At 71.2% G+C, this 16926-nt stretch carries 15 protein-coding genes; 7 read left to right on the top strand and 8 right to left on the bottom strand.

The genetic code is table 11. The annotated features are described in order from the left end of the window. The first annotated feature begins 7 nt into the window (after nucleotides 1-7). Nucleotides 8-373: a hypothetical protein gene (locus QP090_RS08480; RefSeq protein ID WP_285937986.1), complete on the top strand. Its 366-nt coding sequence runs from the start codon at nucleotides 8-10 to the stop codon at nucleotides 371-373. Nucleotides 374-505: 132 nt separating this feature from the next. Here the strand turns inward: QP090_RS08480 and QP090_RS08475 are convergent, their stop codons facing one another. The 3 genes from QP090_RS08475 to QP090_RS08465 are packed head-to-tail and all read right to left on the bottom strand — an operon-like array spanning nucleotide 506 to nucleotide 2900. Further along, entirely contained in the window at nucleotides 506-1681 is a 1176-nt protein-coding gene (locus tag QP090_RS08475; protein ID WP_285937985.1) for an OmpA family protein, read from the bottom strand. Between the two features lie 5 nt (nucleotides 1682-1686). Next, nucleotides 1687-2253: an OmpA family protein gene (locus QP090_RS08470; RefSeq protein ID WP_285937984.1), complete on the bottom strand. Its 567-nt coding sequence runs from the start codon at nucleotides 2251-2253 to the stop codon at nucleotides 1687-1689. After that, nucleotides 2250-2900, bottom strand: coding sequence for a hypothetical protein (locus tag QP090_RS08465; protein ID WP_285937982.1), 651 nt, complete (start codon nucleotides 2898-2900; stop codon nucleotides 2250-2252). Before QP090_RS08465 ends, QP090_RS08470 begins: the two co-directional genes overlap by 4 nt. 155 nt (nucleotides 2901-3055) lie before the next feature. Here QP090_RS08465 and QP090_RS08460 point away from each other — a divergent pair, with 155 nt between their 5' ends. The 6 genes from QP090_RS08460 (at nucleotide 3056) to QP090_RS08435 (ending at nucleotide 9767) form a co-directional block, all read left to right on the top strand. Next, nucleotides 3056-3667 carry a helix-turn-helix domain-containing protein gene (locus QP090_RS08460; protein WP_285937981.1) on the top strand — a complete coding sequence of 204 codons (612 nt, stop codon included), beginning with the start codon at nucleotides 3056-3058 and terminating at the stop codon, nucleotides 3665-3667. Nucleotides 3668-4010: 343 nt separating this feature from the next. After that, nucleotides 4011-4841, top strand: a complete 831-nt coding sequence (gene sdhC, locus QP090_RS08455; protein WP_285937980.1) for a succinate dehydrogenase subunit SdhC — start codon at nucleotides 4011-4013, stop codon at nucleotides 4839-4841. 13 nt (nucleotides 4842-4854) lie between these two features. Next, the gene (locus QP090_RS08450) at nucleotides 4855-6840 is read left to right on the top strand and encodes a fumarate reductase/succinate dehydrogenase flavoprotein subunit (protein WP_285937979.1); all 1986 of its coding nucleotides are present in this window, start codon (nucleotides 4855-4857) and stop codon (nucleotides 6838-6840) included. Continuing rightward, the gene (locus QP090_RS08445; RefSeq protein ID WP_285937977.1) at nucleotides 6837-7607 is read left to right on the top strand and encodes a succinate dehydrogenase/fumarate reductase iron-sulfur subunit; all 771 of its coding nucleotides are present in this window, start codon (nucleotides 6837-6839) and stop codon (nucleotides 7605-7607) included. Before QP090_RS08450 ends, QP090_RS08445 begins: the two co-directional genes overlap by 4 nt. A 310-nt stretch (nucleotides 7608-7917) precedes the next feature. Next, entirely contained in the window at nucleotides 7918-8607 is a 690-nt protein-coding gene (locus QP090_RS08440; RefSeq protein WP_285937976.1) for a Crp/Fnr family transcriptional regulator, read from the top strand. A 131-nt stretch (nucleotides 8608-8738) separates the two neighbouring features. Further along, nucleotides 8739-9767 carry a LysR family transcriptional regulator gene (locus QP090_RS08435; RefSeq protein WP_285937975.1) on the top strand — a complete coding sequence of 343 codons (1029 nt, stop codon included), beginning with the start codon at nucleotides 8739-8741 and terminating at the stop codon, nucleotides 9765-9767. 65 nt (nucleotides 9768-9832) lie between these two features. On the opposite strand, the gene QP090_RS08430 is transcribed toward QP090_RS08435, so the two are convergent. The 5 genes from QP090_RS08430 to QP090_RS08410 all read right to left on the bottom strand — a co-directional run bounded on the left by QP090_RS08430 (nucleotide 9833) and on the right by QP090_RS08410 (nucleotide 16720). Next, complete coding sequence (locus QP090_RS08430; RefSeq protein ID WP_285937974.1) at nucleotides 9833-10960, bottom strand: SMP-30/gluconolactonase/LRE family protein; 1128 nt, start codon at nucleotides 10958-10960, stop codon at nucleotides 9833-9835. 215 nt (nucleotides 10961-11175) lie between these two features. Next, a complete protein-coding gene (locus QP090_RS08425; protein ID WP_285937973.1) occupies nucleotides 11176-13098 on the bottom strand; it encodes a glycine betaine ABC transporter substrate-binding protein in 1923 nt (640 codons plus the stop codon). Between the two features lie 237 nt (nucleotides 13099-13335). Further along, the gene (locus tag QP090_RS08420; protein WP_285937972.1) at nucleotides 13336-14088 is read right to left on the bottom strand and encodes a succinate dehydrogenase/fumarate reductase iron-sulfur subunit; all 753 of its coding nucleotides are present in this window, start codon (nucleotides 14086-14088) and stop codon (nucleotides 13336-13338) included. Between the two features lie 2 nt (nucleotides 14089-14090). Further along, nucleotides 14091-16028 carry a fumarate reductase/succinate dehydrogenase flavoprotein subunit gene (locus QP090_RS08415; RefSeq protein ID WP_285937971.1) on the bottom strand — a complete coding sequence of 646 codons (1938 nt, stop codon included), beginning with the start codon at nucleotides 16026-16028 and terminating at the stop codon, nucleotides 14091-14093. 2 nt (nucleotides 16029-16030) lie between these two features. Continuing rightward, nucleotides 16031-16720: a succinate dehydrogenase cytochrome b subunit gene (locus QP090_RS08410; protein WP_285937970.1), complete on the bottom strand. Its 690-nt coding sequence runs from the start codon at nucleotides 16718-16720 to the stop codon at nucleotides 16031-16033. Nucleotides 16721-16926 lie beyond the last annotated feature (206 nt).

The following is a 16926-nucleotide window of genomic DNA, read 5'->3' as shown; positions in this document are numbered from 1 at the left end:
GAAACCAGTGAAGCTACGCGCCGCCGCCCTCGCTGCCGGCACGGTGACCGCCGCCACCGTCCTCCTGGCCGGGGGTGCCACGTCGGCCTCCGCCGCCAGCCGCTACCAGACCATCGACCACAACTGGGGCCGGATCGTGTTCGACACCAAGGAGAAGGACTGGAAGGTGTGCGATGAGAAGGCCGACGGCCGCAAGGTCTACGGCGGGTTCAGCTGGAAGTCGGGCGGTAGCTACACCGAGCACCGCGACACGAACGGCGCCAAGAAGGGCTGCGAGTGGGGCGGCCCGCTGGATCCCGACATCAAGTACATGAACCTGTGCATCTCCTCCTACGGCCCCGACGACTGTGAGTGGCGCAAGATCTCGAACTGACCCCTCGCCCCGCCCACGAGCCACGGCCGCAGGAGACGAGGAACGCGGACGAGGGCCGGGGGCGGGGGCGGGGGCGGGGGACGGCGGGACCGGGTGGGGCGGGGACGGCCGGGATCGGGTGGGTCGCCGGGATCAGTGTTGTGCGGTGGAGATCACGACGCGCCGGTTCTTGGCGCGGCCCTGGGGGTCGTCGGAGCCGTCCGGTTTGGTGTTGGAGGCCACCGGCTTGGTCTCGCCGTAGCCGGTGGCCTTCAGCCGGGCGCGGGCGATGCCGCCCTTGGTGGCCAGCCAGTCGACGATGGCCTGGGCGCGCTTCTCGGACAGCCGCTGGTTGGGGCCGGGGTCGCCCTTGGCGTCGGTGTGGCCGTCCACCTGGACGATGCCGCCGCCGGGGGCCTCCTGGGCGAGCGAGGCGGCGACCTTCGCCAGGTCGGCGGCGGCGGCCGGTTTGATGTCGGCCTTGCCGAAGTCGAACAGTACGTCCGCCTCGATGTTGTAGGCGACCTGGTCGTCGCCCTTGAACACCTGGCTCCGGCCGGACTGGTAGCCCTTCAGGACGCTGCTCGGGATGCGCACGCCGGGGACGGCGACGCCCGGGACCCTGACGGCGGGCACGTTGACCGCGGGGACGCACTGCCGCCGGTCGTTGCAGGCCGCTGCGCGGATTACGGCGTCGCGGACCAGGGCGTCGCGGACGACGCCGTCGCGCATCAGGCCGTCGCGGGTGACCGCCTCGATGTACCGGCCGTCGCCGGAGGGCTTGCTCTGGCAGACCTCGTTGCGGGTGACGCCCGCGCGCTGCAACGGAGGCCGGGAGACCTCGGGACGGATGATCTCGGGGACGTCGATGCCGGGGGCATGGACGGCCGGCAGCCGCGCCTCCGGGATCGTCACGCCGGGGATGCCCGTCGCCGGGATCGCCAGCGCGCCCAGGCAGCCGCCGGGCGCCGGCGAGACCTGGACGCACTGCGCGGGGACGCGCTGGGCCGGGATGTCGACGCCGGGAACGGTGGCGGCCGGGACCTTCTGGTCGCCGACCGTCGCCTCGGGGATGTGCACCGGGGCGGTGTGCACGGCGGGGATCTCGACCGCCTGGATGAGCTGCCCTCCGCCGGGACAGGAGGTCGGCTCCGGCGTCGACGGCGTCGACGGCGCGGACGATGCGGGCGCTGGTGCGGACGAGGCGGTGCGGGCCGTGCTGGGAGGCCCGGCGACCGGCTCGGGGTCGCCGCCGCAGGCAGCGCCGAGCAGGACGGTGGACAGGGCCACGGACAGGGCCGCCGTACGGCCGCGCACGCTGTGCTTCATGGTGGTCAGCTCTTCTGGAAGGTGATGTCGACGCGCCGGTTCTTGGCACGGCCTTCAGGGTTGTCCTTGCCGCCCTCGCGGTTGGGGGCGACCGGCTTGGTGGAGCCGTAGCCCTTGGCCTCGATGCGGACGCTCGCGCCGCCCAGCGCGCGCTGCAACTCGGCCTTGACCGCCTCGGCCCGCTGCTCGGACAGGCGCAGGTTGTAGGACGCGGCGCCGATGCTGTCGGAGTGGCCGGAGACCTGGACGGGGTCGCCGGTGCCGCGCAGCCGGGGGGCCAGCTCGGCGATGCGGCGGCGCGCGGAGTCGGTGAGCGTCGCCTTGTCGAAGTCGAACAGCACGTCGGAGGACAGCCGCACGGTGACCCCGGCGCCGCTCTTCTCCTCGGTCTCCAGTGGCAGGATGTTCTCGGCGAGCTGGATGTCGAACACGTGCGCGTCCGGATTGAGGGAGTGCACGGCCTGGGCGATGTTGACGTCGGGCACGGTCGGGTCGGCGCCCGCGACGCCCGGGATCCCGAGGGCGAGCGCGAGCACGGCGCCGACGACGGCCGGACGGCGCGGGAGGCTCATCGCGCGACCGGGATGTTGCGGAAGGTCGGCCACGAGCCGATCTGGACGTCCACCGCCTTGACGTTCTCCGGCGGCGCCGCGTAGGTGTACGCCAGCGTGGCGGTCTGGTTGTTGGCGATGTGCGTGAAGATGTCGTCGCTCTCCAACTTCTTGTGGTCGGAGTCGGCCACCACCACGTACCGCTTGAGGTTGACCGGGTCGATCAGCGCGGTGCCCAGGCTGTTGCCCCCGTTGAGGTTGTAGGGGTTGGGGTTGTCGGGCCCGCCGGCGGGGATGTGCGGGGCGAACTGCACGGTCAGCGTCGCCAGCTTGCCGCTCGCCTTGAGGCCCATGACGGCGATGTCGACCTTGGCCCCCGGGTAGATGGGGGAGTCGAAGGTCGCCTTGACGACGGCGGCGCCGGTGCCGTCCACGCTCGGCTTGCCGCCCTCGACCCCGATGCCGCCGGACACGGCGCCGCCCGCCGTGGAAGCGCCCGCCGTGGAACCGCCCGCTGTGGAACCGCCCGTCGTGGAAGCGCCCGTCTTGGAGCCGCCGGACTTGGACCCGCCGTCGCCGGAGTCGTCGAACATCGAGCACCCCGTCAGCCCGCCGGTCAGCATCAGCGCGGCGGCCGTCAGAGTGGCCGCGCGGTACCTCAGGCGCATGGGTTCGTTCCTTCCGGTCGGAGATGGACGCCGATGGGAACCGGAGCGTCGCATGTGCAAATCTCTGCGTGCGTGGCACCATGGATCAAGGGGAACGATCCTGTGCAAGCGAGAATATAGTGTTTGCAAATGCGAATCGTCAAGGGGGTGTCCGGGTGACTGTGCCCGAGGACACGATCGTCCGGAATCGCGCGTTGCAGACGGAGTGGTACGGAGAGCCGCTCGGAGACCGGGTGCGCCGGCTCCTCGACCGGCTCGGCCTGTCCCAGTCGGGCCTGGCCGGCGTGCTCGGGCTGTCGCCGCCGATGCTCTCCCAGCTGATGTCCGCCCAGCGGGCGAAGATCAGTAATCCGGTCGTGCTGAACCGGCTGCTCGCCGCCGAGGAGCTGGCCTGCGGGCCCGAGTTCGACGCGCTGCCCGCCGCCGAGGTGAAGGAGCGGCTCCGGACGATCCGTGCCGAGGTGGCGGCGACCACTTCCGGCGTCCGGATGGCCACCTCCGATCAGGCGTCGAACGCCCGCCCGGTCGCCGTCGGTGCCGCCGCCGGCGCCTCCGGCGGCGGCCGGCCCGCGGCCGGTCCCGCCGGCGAATCCACCGCCCGCCAGGTGCAGGCGCTGCTGCGCGAGGTCGCCTCCGCGACCGAGATCGAGGCGGCGGCCGGCCTCATCGACACCGACTTCCCCGAGCTCGCCGAGATCCTCCGGATCTACGGGAACGGCCGCACGAGCGAGGCCGAGGCGCACTTCCTCCGGACGCTCGGCAGGTGACGTCCGGGCGGGGCGGGCCGGCGCCGGGGCGCGGGCGGCGTGATCCATTCATGCCCGTTCACGCTCGTGTCGATTCTCCTCGGCCATAACGACTGGTTATGAGAGTCCCGCCGTGTATACGGGGCTTCACGAGGACAAAGTCTGTGGTCAGGGTCACAGCCGGGTGTGGCTGTTATGTATGTCACAGTGCCGCGCGGGTGGAATAGGGTCGCTTCGCTGGAAGCGCACACGAGGCGTCACCGCCCGCATGCGGCGCCGTCTCCGGCCGGGGCGCGACGGCCGCGAGAGTGCGCTCGCCCGTGTGACGGGGGATCCCGATGACCCGAGCTCAGGAGAGCGATCGATGAGCACTGTGGAGGCGCCGGCCCAAGCTCGCGCCCAAATCAAGGAACGCACGCTCCGCAAGGACGACTGGCGGCTCTATCCGACCACCACGGTCGTCATCTTCTCGGCGTGGGTGATCTACGCGACCGTGCGCGCCTTCTGGGGCGCCGCGTTCTACGTCCCGGAGTTCCACTACCTGACGCCGTTCTACTCCCCCTGCCTGAACGACATCTGTAGCAGTGTCACGCTCGACGGGCACACCGGCGACGCGGCGGAGTTCGGCACGTTCCTCCCGGCGGCCACCAGGGGCTGGATCCCGTTCGCGGCGCTGTCGCTGCCGTTCCTCCTGCTGTTCCGGCTGACCTGCTACTACTACCGCAAGGCGTACTACCGCTCGTTCTGGCGCTCGCCGGCGGCGTGCGGCGTCGCCGAGACGCGGTCGAAGTACACCGGCGAGCGGCGGTTCCCGCTGATCGGCCAGAACCTGCACCGGTACTTCTGGATCGCCGCGGGTCTGGTCTCCCTGATCAACACCTATGACGCGATCCGCGCCTTCCACGGCGAGGACGGCGGGTTCGGCATCGGGCTCGGCACGCTGATCCTGGTCGCCAACGTGGTGCTGCTGTGGCTGTACACGCTCTCGTGCCACTCCTGCCGGCACGTCGTCGGCGGACGGCTCAAGAACTTCTCCAAGCACCCGTTCCGCTACTGGATGTGGGGCCAGGTCTCCAAGCTCAACCAGAAGCACGGCAGCTACGCCCTGATCACCCTCGGGTCCTTGGTGGTGGCCGACCTGTACGTCGCGCTGGTCGCCAGCAACACCATCTCCGACCTGCGAATCTTCAACTAAGAGGCGGCGCAAGATGACCGAGATCGAAAGGCACTCCTACGACGTCGTGGTGATCGGTGCCGGTGGCGCCGGGCTGCGCGCGGCGATCGAGGCCCGCCTCCAGGGCAAGAAGACGGCGATCATTTCCAAGTCGCTGTTCGGCAAGGCCCACACCGTGATGGCCGAGGGCGGCGCCGCCGCCGCGATGGGGAACGTCAACCCCAACGACAACTGGCAGGTGCACTTCCGCGACACCATGCGCGGGGGCAAGTTCCTCAACAACTGGCGGATGGCCGAGCTGCACGCCAAGGAGGCCCCCGACCGGGTCTGGGAGCTGGAGCACTGGGGTGCGCTGTTCGACCGCACCAAGGACGGCAAGATCAGCCAGCGCAACTTCGGCGGGCACGAGTACCCGCGGCTGGCGCACGTCGGCGACCGGACCGGCCTGGAGCTGATCCGCACCGCGCAGCAGAAGATCGTCGCGCTCCAGCAGCAGGACCACGCCGAGCACGGCGACTACGACGCGCGGCTCAGGGTGTGGGCCGAGACGACGGTGACGCGGCTGCTCATGGACGGCGACCGGATCGCGGGCGTGTTCGCCTACGTCCGCGAGACCGGCAAGTTCGTGGTGTTCGAGGCCCCGGCCGTGGTGCTGGCCACCGGCGGCATCGGCAAGGCGTTCAAGGTCACCTCCAACTCCTGGGAGTACACCGGCGACGGTCACTCGCTGGCGCTGCTGGCGGGCGCGACGCTGCTCAACATGGAGTTCGTCCAGTTCCACCCGACCGGGATGGTCTGGCCGCCGTCGGTCAAGGGCATCCTGGTGACCGAGTCGGTCCGCGGCGACCGCGGGGTGCTCAAGAACTCCGACGGCAAGCGGTTCATGTTCGAGTACATCCCCGAGGTCTTCAAGACCCAGTACGCCACCTCCGAGGAGGAGGGCGACCGCTGGTACGACGACCCCGAGAACAACAAGCGGCCCCCCGAGCTGCTGCCCCGCGACGAGGTCGCCCGCGCGATCAACTCCGAGGTCAAGGCCGGCCGCGGCTCGCCGCACGGCGGGGTGTTCCTCACCGTCGTCGACCGGATGCCGGGCGGCGCCGCCGAGATCGTCAGGCGGCTGCCGTCGATGCACCACCAGTTCAAGGAGCTGGCCGACGTCGACATCACCACCGAGGCGATGGAGGTCGGCCCGACCTGCCACTACGTGATGGGCGGGGTGGAGGTCGACCCCGACACCGCCGCCGCGCTCGTCCCCGGGCTGTTCGCGGCGGGCGAGGTCGCGGGCGGGATGCACGGCTCCAACCGGCTCGGCGGCAACTCCCTCACCGACCTGCTGGTCTTCGGCCGGCGGGCCGGGCTCGGCGCGTCCGAGTACGTCGACTCGCTGCCGGAGCGTCCCACGGTGCCCGGGGCCGAGGTCGAGGCGGCCACCGCCGAGGCGCTCGCCCCCTTCGAGCGCGCGGGCGGCGAGAACCCCTACGCGGTGCACGCCGAGTTGCAGCAGACCATGAACGAGCTGGTCGGCATCATCCGCAAGGAGGGCGAGCTGGAGCAGGCCCTGGAGGCCCTGGAGAAGATCAGGGAGCGGGTCGCGAACGTCAGCGTCGACCCGGTCGCGGTGAACGACGGCCGCGGCTACCACCCGGGCTGGCACCTCGCGCTCGACCTGCGCAACATGCTGCTGGTCTCCGAGGCCATCGCCAAGGCGGCGCTGGAGCGGCAGGAGAGCCGCGGCGGGCACACCCGCGACGACCACCCGGGCATGTCGCCCGAGTGGCGCAAGGTCAACCTGGTCTGCCGGCTCGCCGGCGACCCGGCCGCCCCGCACGTCGAGCTGAAGCACCAGCCGATGGAGCCGATGCGCGGCGACCTGCTCGGGCTGTTCGAGAACGACGAGCTGAAGAAGTACCTCACCCCCGAGGAGGTGCCGGCCGGAGCCGCCGCCGAGGCCGGGGCCGCGGGGGACGGCGGCGGGGCGACGGCCGCCGGAGCCGAGAACCAGGAGGGCGACCGATGAGCTACGAGGCCAAGTTCAAGGTCTGGCGCGGCGACGACGGCGACGGCGAGCTCACCGACTACGCCGTGGAGGTGAACGAGGGCGAGGTCGTCCTCGACATCATCCACCGGCTCCAGGCCACCCAGGCCCCCGACCTCGCCGTCCGGTGGAACTGCAAGGCAGGCAAGTGCGGGTCGTGCTCGGCCGAGGTGAACGGCATGCCGCGGCTGATGTGCATGACCCGGATGTCGACGTTCGAGCCGGACGAGACGATCACCGTCACCCCGATCCGCACCTTCCCGGTGATCCGGGACCTGGTCACCGACGTCTCGTTCAACTACGAGAAGGCGCGGGAGATCCCCTCGTTCGACCCGGGCGACGTCGCGCCGGGCGACATCCGCATGCAGCAGGTGGACGTCGAGCGCTCGCAGGAGTTCCGCAAGTGCATCGAGTGCTTCCTGTGCAACAACGTCTGCCACGTCATCCGCGACCATGAGGAGAACAAGCCCGACTTCGCCGGGCCCCGGTTCCTCATGCGGATCGCCGAGCTGGAGATGCACCCGGCCGACGTCGGCGACCGGCGTGAGATCGCGCAGACGGACCACGGTCTCGGCTTCTGCAACATCACCAAGTGCTGCACCGAGGTCTGCCCCGAGCACATCAAGATCACCGACAATGCGCTGATCCCGTTGAAGGAACGGGTGGTCGGCCGCAAGTACGACCCGGTGGTGTGGCTCGGCAGCAAGCTCGGCATCGTCAAGAAGGGCCAGGACACCCCCTCGGCCTGACGGCCGCCCCGGAACCGCCCGAGGGCGTCCGGACGCCCGCCGCACGATCGCGCCCCCTGCCGCCCCCGGTGGCAGGGGGCGTGGTCGTTCCCCCATGATGACGGCGGGCGGCGTGCCCCCGTCACCGCCGCCCGCCGTACCGCCGTTCCCCAGAACGCCGTGGACGCTAACGGCCTCACGGCCCCATACGTCGCGATTCACTCTCGCGCGTCCGACAAGCGGTGAATAGGGAGAAGTGCACACAACGCGTGATGCATTCGTGATTGCGGTCCGCGCCCCGGGCGGCTGGGTTCCCTTTAGCGTGGTCGGCATGAGCGCCCTCGAACCGGGCTCGTTCCTCACCGAGCTGACCCCGGTGGAACGCGACGACCTGGAATCACGCGCCCGGGTCCGTGACTTCGATCGGGGAGAGACCCTCTTCGGCGAGGGGGAGGAGTCCAATTGGGTGGCGGTCCTGCTGAAAGGCCGGGTGAAGGCGTTCTCCTACCGGGAGAACGGCGGCGAGGCACTGCTCGCGGTGCGCGGCGTGGGCTCGCTTCTGGGGGAGGTGGCGGCGATCGACGGGCTGCCCCGCTCGGCGACGGTGGCCGCCCTGGAGCCGGTGCAGACGCTCGTGCTGACCGCGGACGAGTTCATGGCCTTCCTCCGCGCACACGGCCGGGTCTCGATCCTGATCATGCAGATGCTGTGCCAGCGGTGGCGGGACGCCGACCGCAAGCGGATCGAGTTCGGCATGTTCGACGCGACCGGGCGGGTGGCCGAGCGCCTGGTCGAGCTGGCCGAGCGCTTCGGCGCCCCGTACCGGAGCCGCACCACCGGCGAGGAGAGCGTGCGGATCACGCTCAACCTGTCGCAGGAGGAGCTGGCGGGCTGGGTCGGCGCGTCCCGCGAGGCGGTCAGCAAGGCGCTGCGCACCCTGCGCGGATACGGCTGGATCGAGACCGGCCGGCGCCGGGTGATCGTCCACGACCTCCAGGCGCTCCGCCGCCACGCCCGCTGACCCCGCCTCGCGCCTCCCGGGGCGCGGGCCGGCCGGGCCTCCGCGCCGGACATGCAGACGGGCGTGTCTGACCTGGCGTAACGGCAGGGCGCCGCAAAGTGGGCCGGGACGGGGGCCGTACCCTGTGCAGGATGCAGCTACAGCAGCTCTCCTACTTCGTCGCGGTCGCGGAGGTGCGGCACTTCACCCAGGCGGCGGAGATCCTGCGTGTGGCGCAGCCCTCGCTGTCCAAGCAGATCCGCGCGCTGGAGACCGAGCTGGGCGCCTCGCTGTTCAGCCGAGCCCGCGGCAACATCACGCTGACCCCGGCGGGCGAGGCGCTGCTCCCGCTGGCCAAGCGGATACTGGCCGACGTCGATACCGCGCGGCTTGAGGTGCAGGAGCTGGCGGGACTGCGGCGCGGACGGGTCCGTCTCGGCGCGACGCCCTCGCTGTGCGCGGGGCTGCTCGCCGACGTGCTGCGCCGCTTCCACGACGCCTACCCCGGGATCCGGCTGCTGGTGGAGGAGGGGGGCTCGCGCGACCTGGTGCGGGAGCTGACCCGGGGGTCGCTGGACCTGGCGCTGGTGATCCTGCCGCTGCACGGTGATCCGCCGCTGGAGACGACCCCGATCCTGCGCGAGCACCTGGTCGTGGCGTCCCCGGCCGGGACGTCGCCCGCGCAGGTGCCGCGCCGCGCGCACCTGCGGATCGAGGACCTGCGGAACCGTCCGCTGGTGATGTTCCGTTCGGGCTACGACCTGCGCGAGGCGACCATCGGCGCGTGCCGGGCGGCGGGGTTCGAGCCGAGGTTCGCGGTCGAGGGCGGCGAGATGGACGCGGTGCTGCGCTTCGTGGAGGCGGGCCTCGGCATCGCGGTGGTGCCGAGCATGGTGCTCGCCGGCCGCCCCGGCCTGCGCGGGACCCCGCTCGTCCTGACCGAACGGTCCAACGGCCCCGGCCCGGACGTCCCCGCGGACGCCGGCGCCGTGGGCGGGCAGCAGCTCCGGCGCGCGCAGCCGCCGCCCGACCTGTTGCGCACGATCGCGCTGGCGCGGCGCAAGGACGTCCAGCCCACCCATGCGGCGCGGGCCTTTCAGGACACCCTGATGACCTTCCTCGTCGAGGCGGCGCTGGCCGGCAGCCTCCCGGCCGGGGTGGAGACCCTGGTCAGCGCCTGACCTTCGCGGGCCTCCGCCCCGGCCGCTCCGCCCTGGTCTCCCCGCGGGTGGCCGTCCCGGCGGGGTCAGCCTCCGTAGTTGAGCTTGAGGCCCGGACGGGGCCACTCGGCCTTCAGCAGCTTCCCGGTGCTGGACGCGGTGATGTAGGCGGTGCGCATGTCCGGGCCGCCCCAGCAGATGTTGGTGATCCCGGGGTCGTCGTCCACGTCGATCTCGACGAAGTCCACCAGCTTGCCCTTCGGGCTCACCACGGAGATCCCGGAGTGGATCATCGAGGCGACGCAGACGTTGCCGTGCCCGTCGACGCCGAGGGAGTCGAAGTTGGTGTAGTCGGGCGCGGTGTACAGGAAGTTGCCGCCGCCGGACCCGCCGAGCGACCTACCGCCCTCGATCTGGCCCGGGCCGGTGACGTCCCACCACCAGACCCGCGCGGTGTAGGTCTCGCTGACGTACATCCGCTTGCCGTCCGGGGAGAGGCCGATGCCGTTGGGGCCCTCCATCCCGCCGGCGATCATCTTGATGGACGAGCCGTCGGCCTTCGCGTAGTACAGCCGGCCCTTGTCGGCGGTGACGCCGTCGCTCTTGCCGTAGTCGGTGAAGTAGATGCCGCCGTGGGCGTCGAAGACCAGGTCGTTCGGGCCGCGGAGCTGCTGCCCGTCTGCCTCGGTGTAGAGGGTCTCGACCGCGCCGGTGGTCAGGTCGACCGCCTGGATGCTGCCGCTCTCGTAGTCGTCGGGGATGCCGCCGGCGAAGACGAAGCCGCCCACCTCGAAGCGGCGCAGGCCGCCGCAGTTGGCGAGGTAGACGCGGCCGTCCGGGCCGAGCGCGGCGCCGTTGGGGCCGCCGCCGACCTGGGCCGCGACCGAGGTGGTGCCGTCCGGCTTGATCCGGGTGAGCGTGCCGCGGTGGATCTCCACCACGAGCACGTCGCCGCCGGGCAGGGCGACCGGCCCCTCGGGGAACAGCAGGCCGTCGGCCAGCGTGGTCAGCTTCATCTTCTTCGCCTTTCGCGGGTGGTGCCGGGGGTCCGGGCGATCGCCCGGCCGGGTGGCGGCGGCGGCCGTGCCGCCGGCGGCGCCCATGATGGTGGCGCTCGCGGCGGTCAGGCCGAGCCCGGAGATCATCGTTCGGCGCGTCAACCGCCGCTGTGGCGGTTCCGCGGTGTCGTCTGGCGTGGATACGCCGGTGCTCATGTCCAGCCACCCTTCATGCCGTCGCGCAGGCGGGGCCGGCCACGCGGACTCGTCCGCGGAGCGCGTCACCCACCACGCGCTAGATTGCACGCAATTCGGGGCAAAATCCAGTCTTTGGCGGCAAATTGTCAGGGAGTTGTATGCAATCGAACCGGCGCTCCCATCCGAGGGCCGCCCAGAGCGGTGACCGCCCCGGCCCGGTCCCCGTGCCGCGCTCAGCCGAGACCGGTCTGGACGAGCCATGCCTTGGCCATCGCCTCGACCCGGCTCCTGTCGACCGCCATCCGCGTGTTCATGTAGAGCAGGTCCTCCGTGGTCAGCCTCGCGGAGACCGCGTTGAGCGCCGCCGCTGCCTTGGCGCCCACGTCGGCCGCCACCAGGGGCGTGACGTTCTGCGCGCTGAACATGTGCTTCGGGTCCGTCAGCACCATGAGGTCGTTGGTGCGGATCGCCGGATCGGTCGTGAACAGCCGCACCACGTCCAGCGTTCCCTTGGTGAGCTGCTCCGCGAGCATCGTGTGGTCTTCCGGCCGGACGGGCTGGAAGTCCTTGAACGCCGCCTTGTAGACCTCTCTCAGCCCGACCAGCCCCTGGTGCCGGGTCTCGAACTCGGGCGCGGCGCCCAGCACGAGGTCCCCGGACACGCCCTTGAGGTCGGCGAGGGAGTGGAGTCCGTTCTTCCGCGCGGTCTCCCGGGTGACGGCGATCGCGTCGTTGTTCTCGGCCCTGGCCGAGTCGAGCACCCTCAGCGAGTCCGGGAGCACGCGCCCGAGCTTGCCGTTGACCCGCCCGGTGGTCATCGGCTCGCGGGTGTCGCCCCCCAGGCCGCCCAGGTGCGAGGCGAGCGCCCCGTTGTACTCCGGGACGACGTCGACCTCGCCGGAGAGCACCTTGGGGAAGTAGACCTCGCGGGGGCCGATGTTCCGCATCCGGGTGACCTTGAAGCCCGCGGTCACCAGGGCCTGCGCGTAGATCTCGCTCAGCAGCACGTTCTCGGGGAAGTCCGCCGATCCCACGGTCAGCCGCGGGGACGGGGCGGTCGCCGGGGCCGCGCCCGCCGCCCGCGTCCGGTGGCCGGCGGGCGGGGACCCCAGCCGCGCCCCGACACCGGCGGCGAGCGCACCGGCGAGGACCAGCGCGGCGACGAACGTGACCGCCGGATACCTCCGCCACAGCCCCGGCAGCATGTCCGCCGGGCCCGGATGTGGCGGGCGCGGGGGTGAGGCCGCCCGGCGGCGGCCGACGGTGGGCGCGCGCGGAAGCGGGGGCGCCGCCTCCGGCACCGGGGGCCGCACCGGCGGTTCGGACCGCTCTTCGGAGGACCTCCGCAGCGCCTCCTGGTCGTGCCCGAGCAGGTGGAGGAGCAGCTCGCGGGAGCGCGGGCGCTGCTCGGGATCCTCGTCCAGGCACGGCGCCACCACGGTGCGCAGCCACAAGGGGAGGTCCACCAGGAACCGGTCCACCTGGAGGGGCCGGTGCGAACCGGTCGGCAGGACGTCGTCGAACGCCCGGCTGCCGATGGCCGCGAACGTCATCGTGACCGCCCAGCCGTGCACGTCCGCCGCCGCGCCGACCGCCGCGCCCCGGACCTGTTCCGGCGCCATGTACCGAGGCGTCCCCGACGGCCCCGACCGCCCCTCGCCGGAGCGGCCCAGTGTGGTCGCGACGCCGAAGTCAATCACCCGGGGGCCGTCCGCGGCGAGCAGCACGTTGTGCGGCTTGAAGTCCCGGTGCACCACCCCCGCGCCGTGGGTGGCGGCCAGCGCGGTGATCGTGCCGACGGCCAGCCGCTCCAGCTCGGACCCGCGCAGCGCGCCGCCCGACTCGACCACGCTCTGCAACGAGGGGCCGTCGATGTACTCGCTGACGAGGTAGGGACGGTCGCCGTCGATCCCGGCGTCCAGGACCCTCGCCGTGCAGAACCGCGCGACCCGCTGGATGATGGCGATCTCGTCGAGGTCGATCGAGGCGCCGCCCCCGGGAGCGCTGTGCGGGACCTTCAGCGCGACCCGCCTCCCGGGCGCCTCCGCCGGCTCGGCGAGGTAGACGACGCCCTGGCCGCCCTCGCCGACACGGCCGGCCAGGCGGTAGCCGCCGATGCTCTCGGGATCTCCCGATCGCAGGGGTTCGACCGTCATCGCGGACCACCTCTTCCTCGGAGTGTGCTCTGTTGGACACCGTCCGTGAGGGGTTGGTTCCCGGGCCGACCGGTTGCGACCGTATTCGGCCGTACGCAGACCGGCCGAGACGCACACGAAGCATGACGACACGTGCAGGTGGGGGTATAAGGCCAGGCACGGGGCCAGGCCCGGGGCCCTGGAACGTGGAAGCCCCGCCCGGCATCGCCGGGCGGGGCTGCTCTGGGGGTCGGGCGGCTACTTCTTCTTGCCGCCCACGGTGGCCCTGAGGTAGTCGTGGTTGAGGCGGCCGATGACGTCCAGGGGGATGCCCTTCGGGCAGGCGATGGTGCACTCGCCGGTGTTGGTGCAGCCGCCGAAGCCCTCGTCGTCGTGGGTGTCGAGCATGCCGACCACGCGGTCCCAGCGCTCCGGCTGGCCCTGCGGCATCAGGCCGAGGTGGGTGACCTTGGCGCCGAGGAACAGCGCGGCCGAGCCGTTCGGGCACGCCGCGACGCAGGCGCCGCAGCCGATGCACTCGGCCGCCTCGAACGCGGCGTCGGCGTCCGGCTTGGGCACCGGGGTCGAGTGGGCCTCGGGCGCGGTGCCGGTGGCGGCGCTGATGTAGCCGCCGGACTGGATGATCCGGTCGAACGCCGAACGGTCGACCACCAGGTCCTTGACCACCGGGAACGCCTTGGCGCGCCACGGCTCGACGTCGATGACCTCGCCGTCCTTGAACTTGCGCATGTGCAGCTGGCAGGTCGTGGTGGCGCGCTCGGGGCCGTGCGGGGTGCCGTTGATGACCAGCGAGCACATGCCGCAGATGCCCTCGCGGCAGTCGTGGTCGAACGCGATGGGGTCGGCGCCGTCCGCGATCAGCTTCTCGTTGAGGACGTCCAGCATCTCCAGGAACGAGGCGTCGGCGGAGATGCCGTCGATCTTGTACTCGACCATCGACCCCTTGTCCTCGGGGCCCTGCTGGCGCCAGACGCGCAGTGTGAGCTTCATGATTACTTGTACGACCTCTGCGTGGGCTTGACGTATTCGAACTCGAGGGCCTCCTGGTGGAGGACGGGCCGTTCGCCCGTTCCGCCCCATTCCCAGGCGGCGACGTAGGCGAAGTTGTCGTCGTCGCGCTTGGCCTCGCCGTCCTCGTCCTGGCTCTCGGCGCGGAAGTGGCCGCCGGCCGACTCCGAGCGGTGCAGCGCGTCGATGACCATCAGCTCGCCGAGCTCCAGGAAGTCGGCGACCCGGCCGGCCTTCTCCAGCTGCTGGTTGAGCTCCTCGCCCTTGCCGGTGACCTTGACCCGGGTCCAGAACTCCGCGCGCAGCGCGGGGATCAGCTCCAGGGCCTTGCGCAGGCCCTCGTCGGTGCGCTCCATCCCGCAGTACTCCCACATGATGTGGCCGAGCTCGCGGTGGAAGGAGTCGACGGTGCGGTCGCCGTCGATCGAGAGCAGCTTGTCGATCTGCCCGGTGACGCGCTCCGCGGCCTCCTGGACGGCGGCGTCGCCGACCGGGGGGAGGGAGGTGCGGGCGATGTAGTCGCCGACGGTGTTCGGCAGGACGAAGTAGCCGTCGGCCAGGCCCTGCATCAGCGCGGACGCGCCGAGCCGGTTGGCGCCGTGGTCGGAGAAGTTGGCCTCGCCGATCACGAACAGGCCGGGGATGTTGGACGACAGGTCGTAGTCGACCCAGAGCCCGCCCATCGTGTAGTGCACGGCCGGGTAGATCCGCATCGGCGTGTCGTAGGGGTTCTCGCCGGTGATCCGCTCGTACATCTCGAACAGGTTCCCGTACTTGGCCTCGACGCTCTTGCGGCCGAGCCGCTCGATCGCGTCGGCGAAGTCGAGGTAGACGCCGAGGCCGCCGGGCCCGACGCCGCGGCCCTCGTCGCACACGTTCTTGGCGGCGCGGGAGGCGATGTCGCGGGGGACCAGGTTGCCGTAGGAGGGGTAGATGCGCTCCAGGTAGTAGTCGCGCTCGCCCTCGGGGATGTCGGACGGCCTGCGGGTGTCGCCGGCCTTCTCCGGCACCCACACCCGGCCGTCGTTGCGCAGCGACTCCGACATCAGCGTCAGCTTCGACTGGTGGTCGCCGCTGACCGGGATGCAGGTCGGGTGGATCTGGGTGTAGCAGGGGTTGGCGAAGTAGGCGCCGTGCCGGTGCGCCCGCCAGGACGCGGTGACGTTGGACCCCATGGCGTTGGTGGACAGGAAGTACACGTTCCCGTAGCCGCCGGACGCCAGCACCACCGCGTCGGCGGTGTAGTGCTTGATCTCGCCGTTGATCAGGTCGCGGACGACGACGCCGCGGGCCCGGCCGTCCTCCATGATCAGGTCGAGCATCTCGTGCCGCGCGAACAGCTCCACGTTCCCGGCGTCCACCTGCCGCATCAGCGCCTGGTAGGCGCCCAGCAGGAGCTGCTGCCCGGTCTGGCCGCGGGCGTAGAACGTCCGGGAGACCTGGGTGCCGCCGAACGAGCGGTTGTCGAGCAGGCCGCCGTACTCGCGGGCGAACGGGACGCCCTGCGCGACGCACTGGTCGATGATCTGGGTGGAGATCTCGGCGAGCCGGTGCACGTTGGACTCACGGGCGCGGAAGTCGCCGCCCTTGACGGTGTCGTAGAACAGCCGGTGCACGCTGTCGCCGTCGTTGCGGTAGTTCTTGGCGGCGTTGATGCCGCCCTGCGCGGCGATCGAGTGGGCGCGGCGCGGGCTGTCCTGGAAGCAGAACTGCTGGACCTGGTAGCCGGCCTCGCCGAGGGTCGCGCCGGCCGAGCCGCCGGCCAGCCCGGTGCCGATGATGATGATCTTCTTCTTGCGCTTGTTGGCCGGGTTGACCAGCTTGGCCTCGAACTTGCGCGTGGTCCAGCGGTCCTCGATCGGGCCCGCGGGCGCCTTGGCGTCGCGCAGCGGCTCGCCCGGCTCGTAGAAGCTCTCGCTCATGTTCAGCTCACCCATCCGGCGGTGATGGAGACGGGGACGGAGATGAAGCCGGCGGTCACCACGGCGGCGACCGCGACGGCGAGGCCGCGCAGGGCCCGCTCACTGCGGGGGGTGCGCAGCCCCAGCGTCTGGAACGCGCTCCAGACGCCGTGGTGCAGGTGCAGCCCGACCAGCAGGATCGCCACGACGTACCAGACGGTGATGAACCAGCGGGACGGGTCGAAGTCGGCGACCATCCGCTCGTACGGGGTGGCGTCGCCGCCCTTGGGGTTGACCACGAAGAAGGTCAGGTCCAGCAGGTGCCAGATGATGTACAGCAGGATGGTCACCCCGCCGTACCGCATGGTGTGGATGGCGTAGCCCTGCGCGTGCGACTTCTTCTTCGCCTGGTACTTCACCGGCCGCGCCTCGTGGGCCCGGCGGCCCAGCGACACCGCCGACCAGATGTGCAGCACGACCGCGAGGCCCAGCACGATCTCGGTGACGGTCAGCACCGTGCGGCGCGGGACCGCGGGCTCGCCGACCGTGCGCAGCCAGTGCGCGTAATGGTTGAAGTCCTCGGCACCAAGGAAGATCTTGAGATTCCCGATCATGTGCATGAGCAGGAAGAGCACGAGGATGCCGCCGGTCACGGCCATGACGGCCTTCTTGCCGACGGTCGAGCGGTAGATCGCAGGTATCGCTATAGCCACGTCGCGAACGTTATGTCCGCCCCGGTGAAGAGTTCCAAGTCATCACAGCACTTGATCCGATAGCCGCAGGCTATGAGCAGTGCAGTACGGGGTGCCGCGCCACCAGGGACGAGGGCGGAGGTGAGTGACCTCACAACTCCATCGGGAACTCGGGTTTTCCGTGACGCGCGGCACACTCGCGGGTCAGGGCGCCCGGGTCAGGACGC

The organism is Actinomadura xylanilytica (assembly GCF_030283145.1).
GTDB lineage: Bacteria > Actinomycetota > Actinomycetes > Streptosporangiales > Streptosporangiaceae > Spirillospora > Spirillospora xylanilytica.
The sequence above is the reverse complement of the archived record's forward strand: the minus strand, read 5'-3'. Positions and strand labels throughout refer to the sequence as shown.

Bases quoted from the DNA above. Each gene is read 5' to 3' on its own strand.
- sdhC (WP_285937980.1), top strand. From the start codon at position 4,011: ATGAGCACTGTGGAGGCGCCGGCCCAAGCTCGCGCCCAAATCAAGGAA.
- QP090_RS08450 (WP_285937979.1), top strand. From the start codon at position 4,855: ATGACCGAGATCGAAAGGCACTCCTACGACGTCGTGGTGATCGGTGCC.
- QP090_RS08415 (WP_285937971.1), bottom strand. From the start codon at position 16,028: ATGAGCGAGAGCTTCTACGAGCCGGGCGAGCCGCTGCGCGACGCCAAG.
- QP090_RS08420 (WP_285937972.1), bottom strand. From the start codon at position 14,088: ATGAAGCTCACACTGCGCGTCTGGCGCCAGCAGGGCCCCGAGGACAAG.
- QP090_RS08470 (WP_285937984.1), bottom strand. From the start codon at position 2,253: ATGAGCCTCCCGCGCCGTCCGGCCGTCGTCGGCGCCGTGCTCGCGCTC.
- QP090_RS08440 (WP_285937976.1), top strand. From the start codon at position 7,918: ATGAGCGCCCTCGAACCGGGCTCGTTCCTCACCGAGCTGACCCCGGTG.
- QP090_RS08445 (WP_285937977.1), top strand. From the start codon at position 6,837: ATGAGCTACGAGGCCAAGTTCAAGGTCTGGCGCGGCGACGACGGCGAC.
- QP090_RS08475 (WP_285937985.1), bottom strand. From the start codon at position 1,681: ATGAAGCACAGCGTGCGCGGCCGTACGGCGGCCCTGTCCGTGGCCCTG.
- QP090_RS08430 (WP_285937974.1), bottom strand. From the start codon at position 10,960: ATGAGCACCGGCGTATCCACGCCAGACGACACCGCGGAACCGCCACAG.
- QP090_RS08425 (WP_285937973.1), bottom strand. From the start codon at position 13,098: ATGACGGTCGAACCCCTGCGATCGGGAGATCCCGAGAGCATCGGCGGC.
- QP090_RS08465 (WP_285937982.1), bottom strand. From the start codon at position 2,900: ATGCGCCTGAGGTACCGCGCGGCCACTCTGACGGCCGCCGCGCTGATG.
- QP090_RS08435 (WP_285937975.1), top strand. From the start codon at position 8,739: ATGCAGCTACAGCAGCTCTCCTACTTCGTCGCGGTCGCGGAGGTGCGG.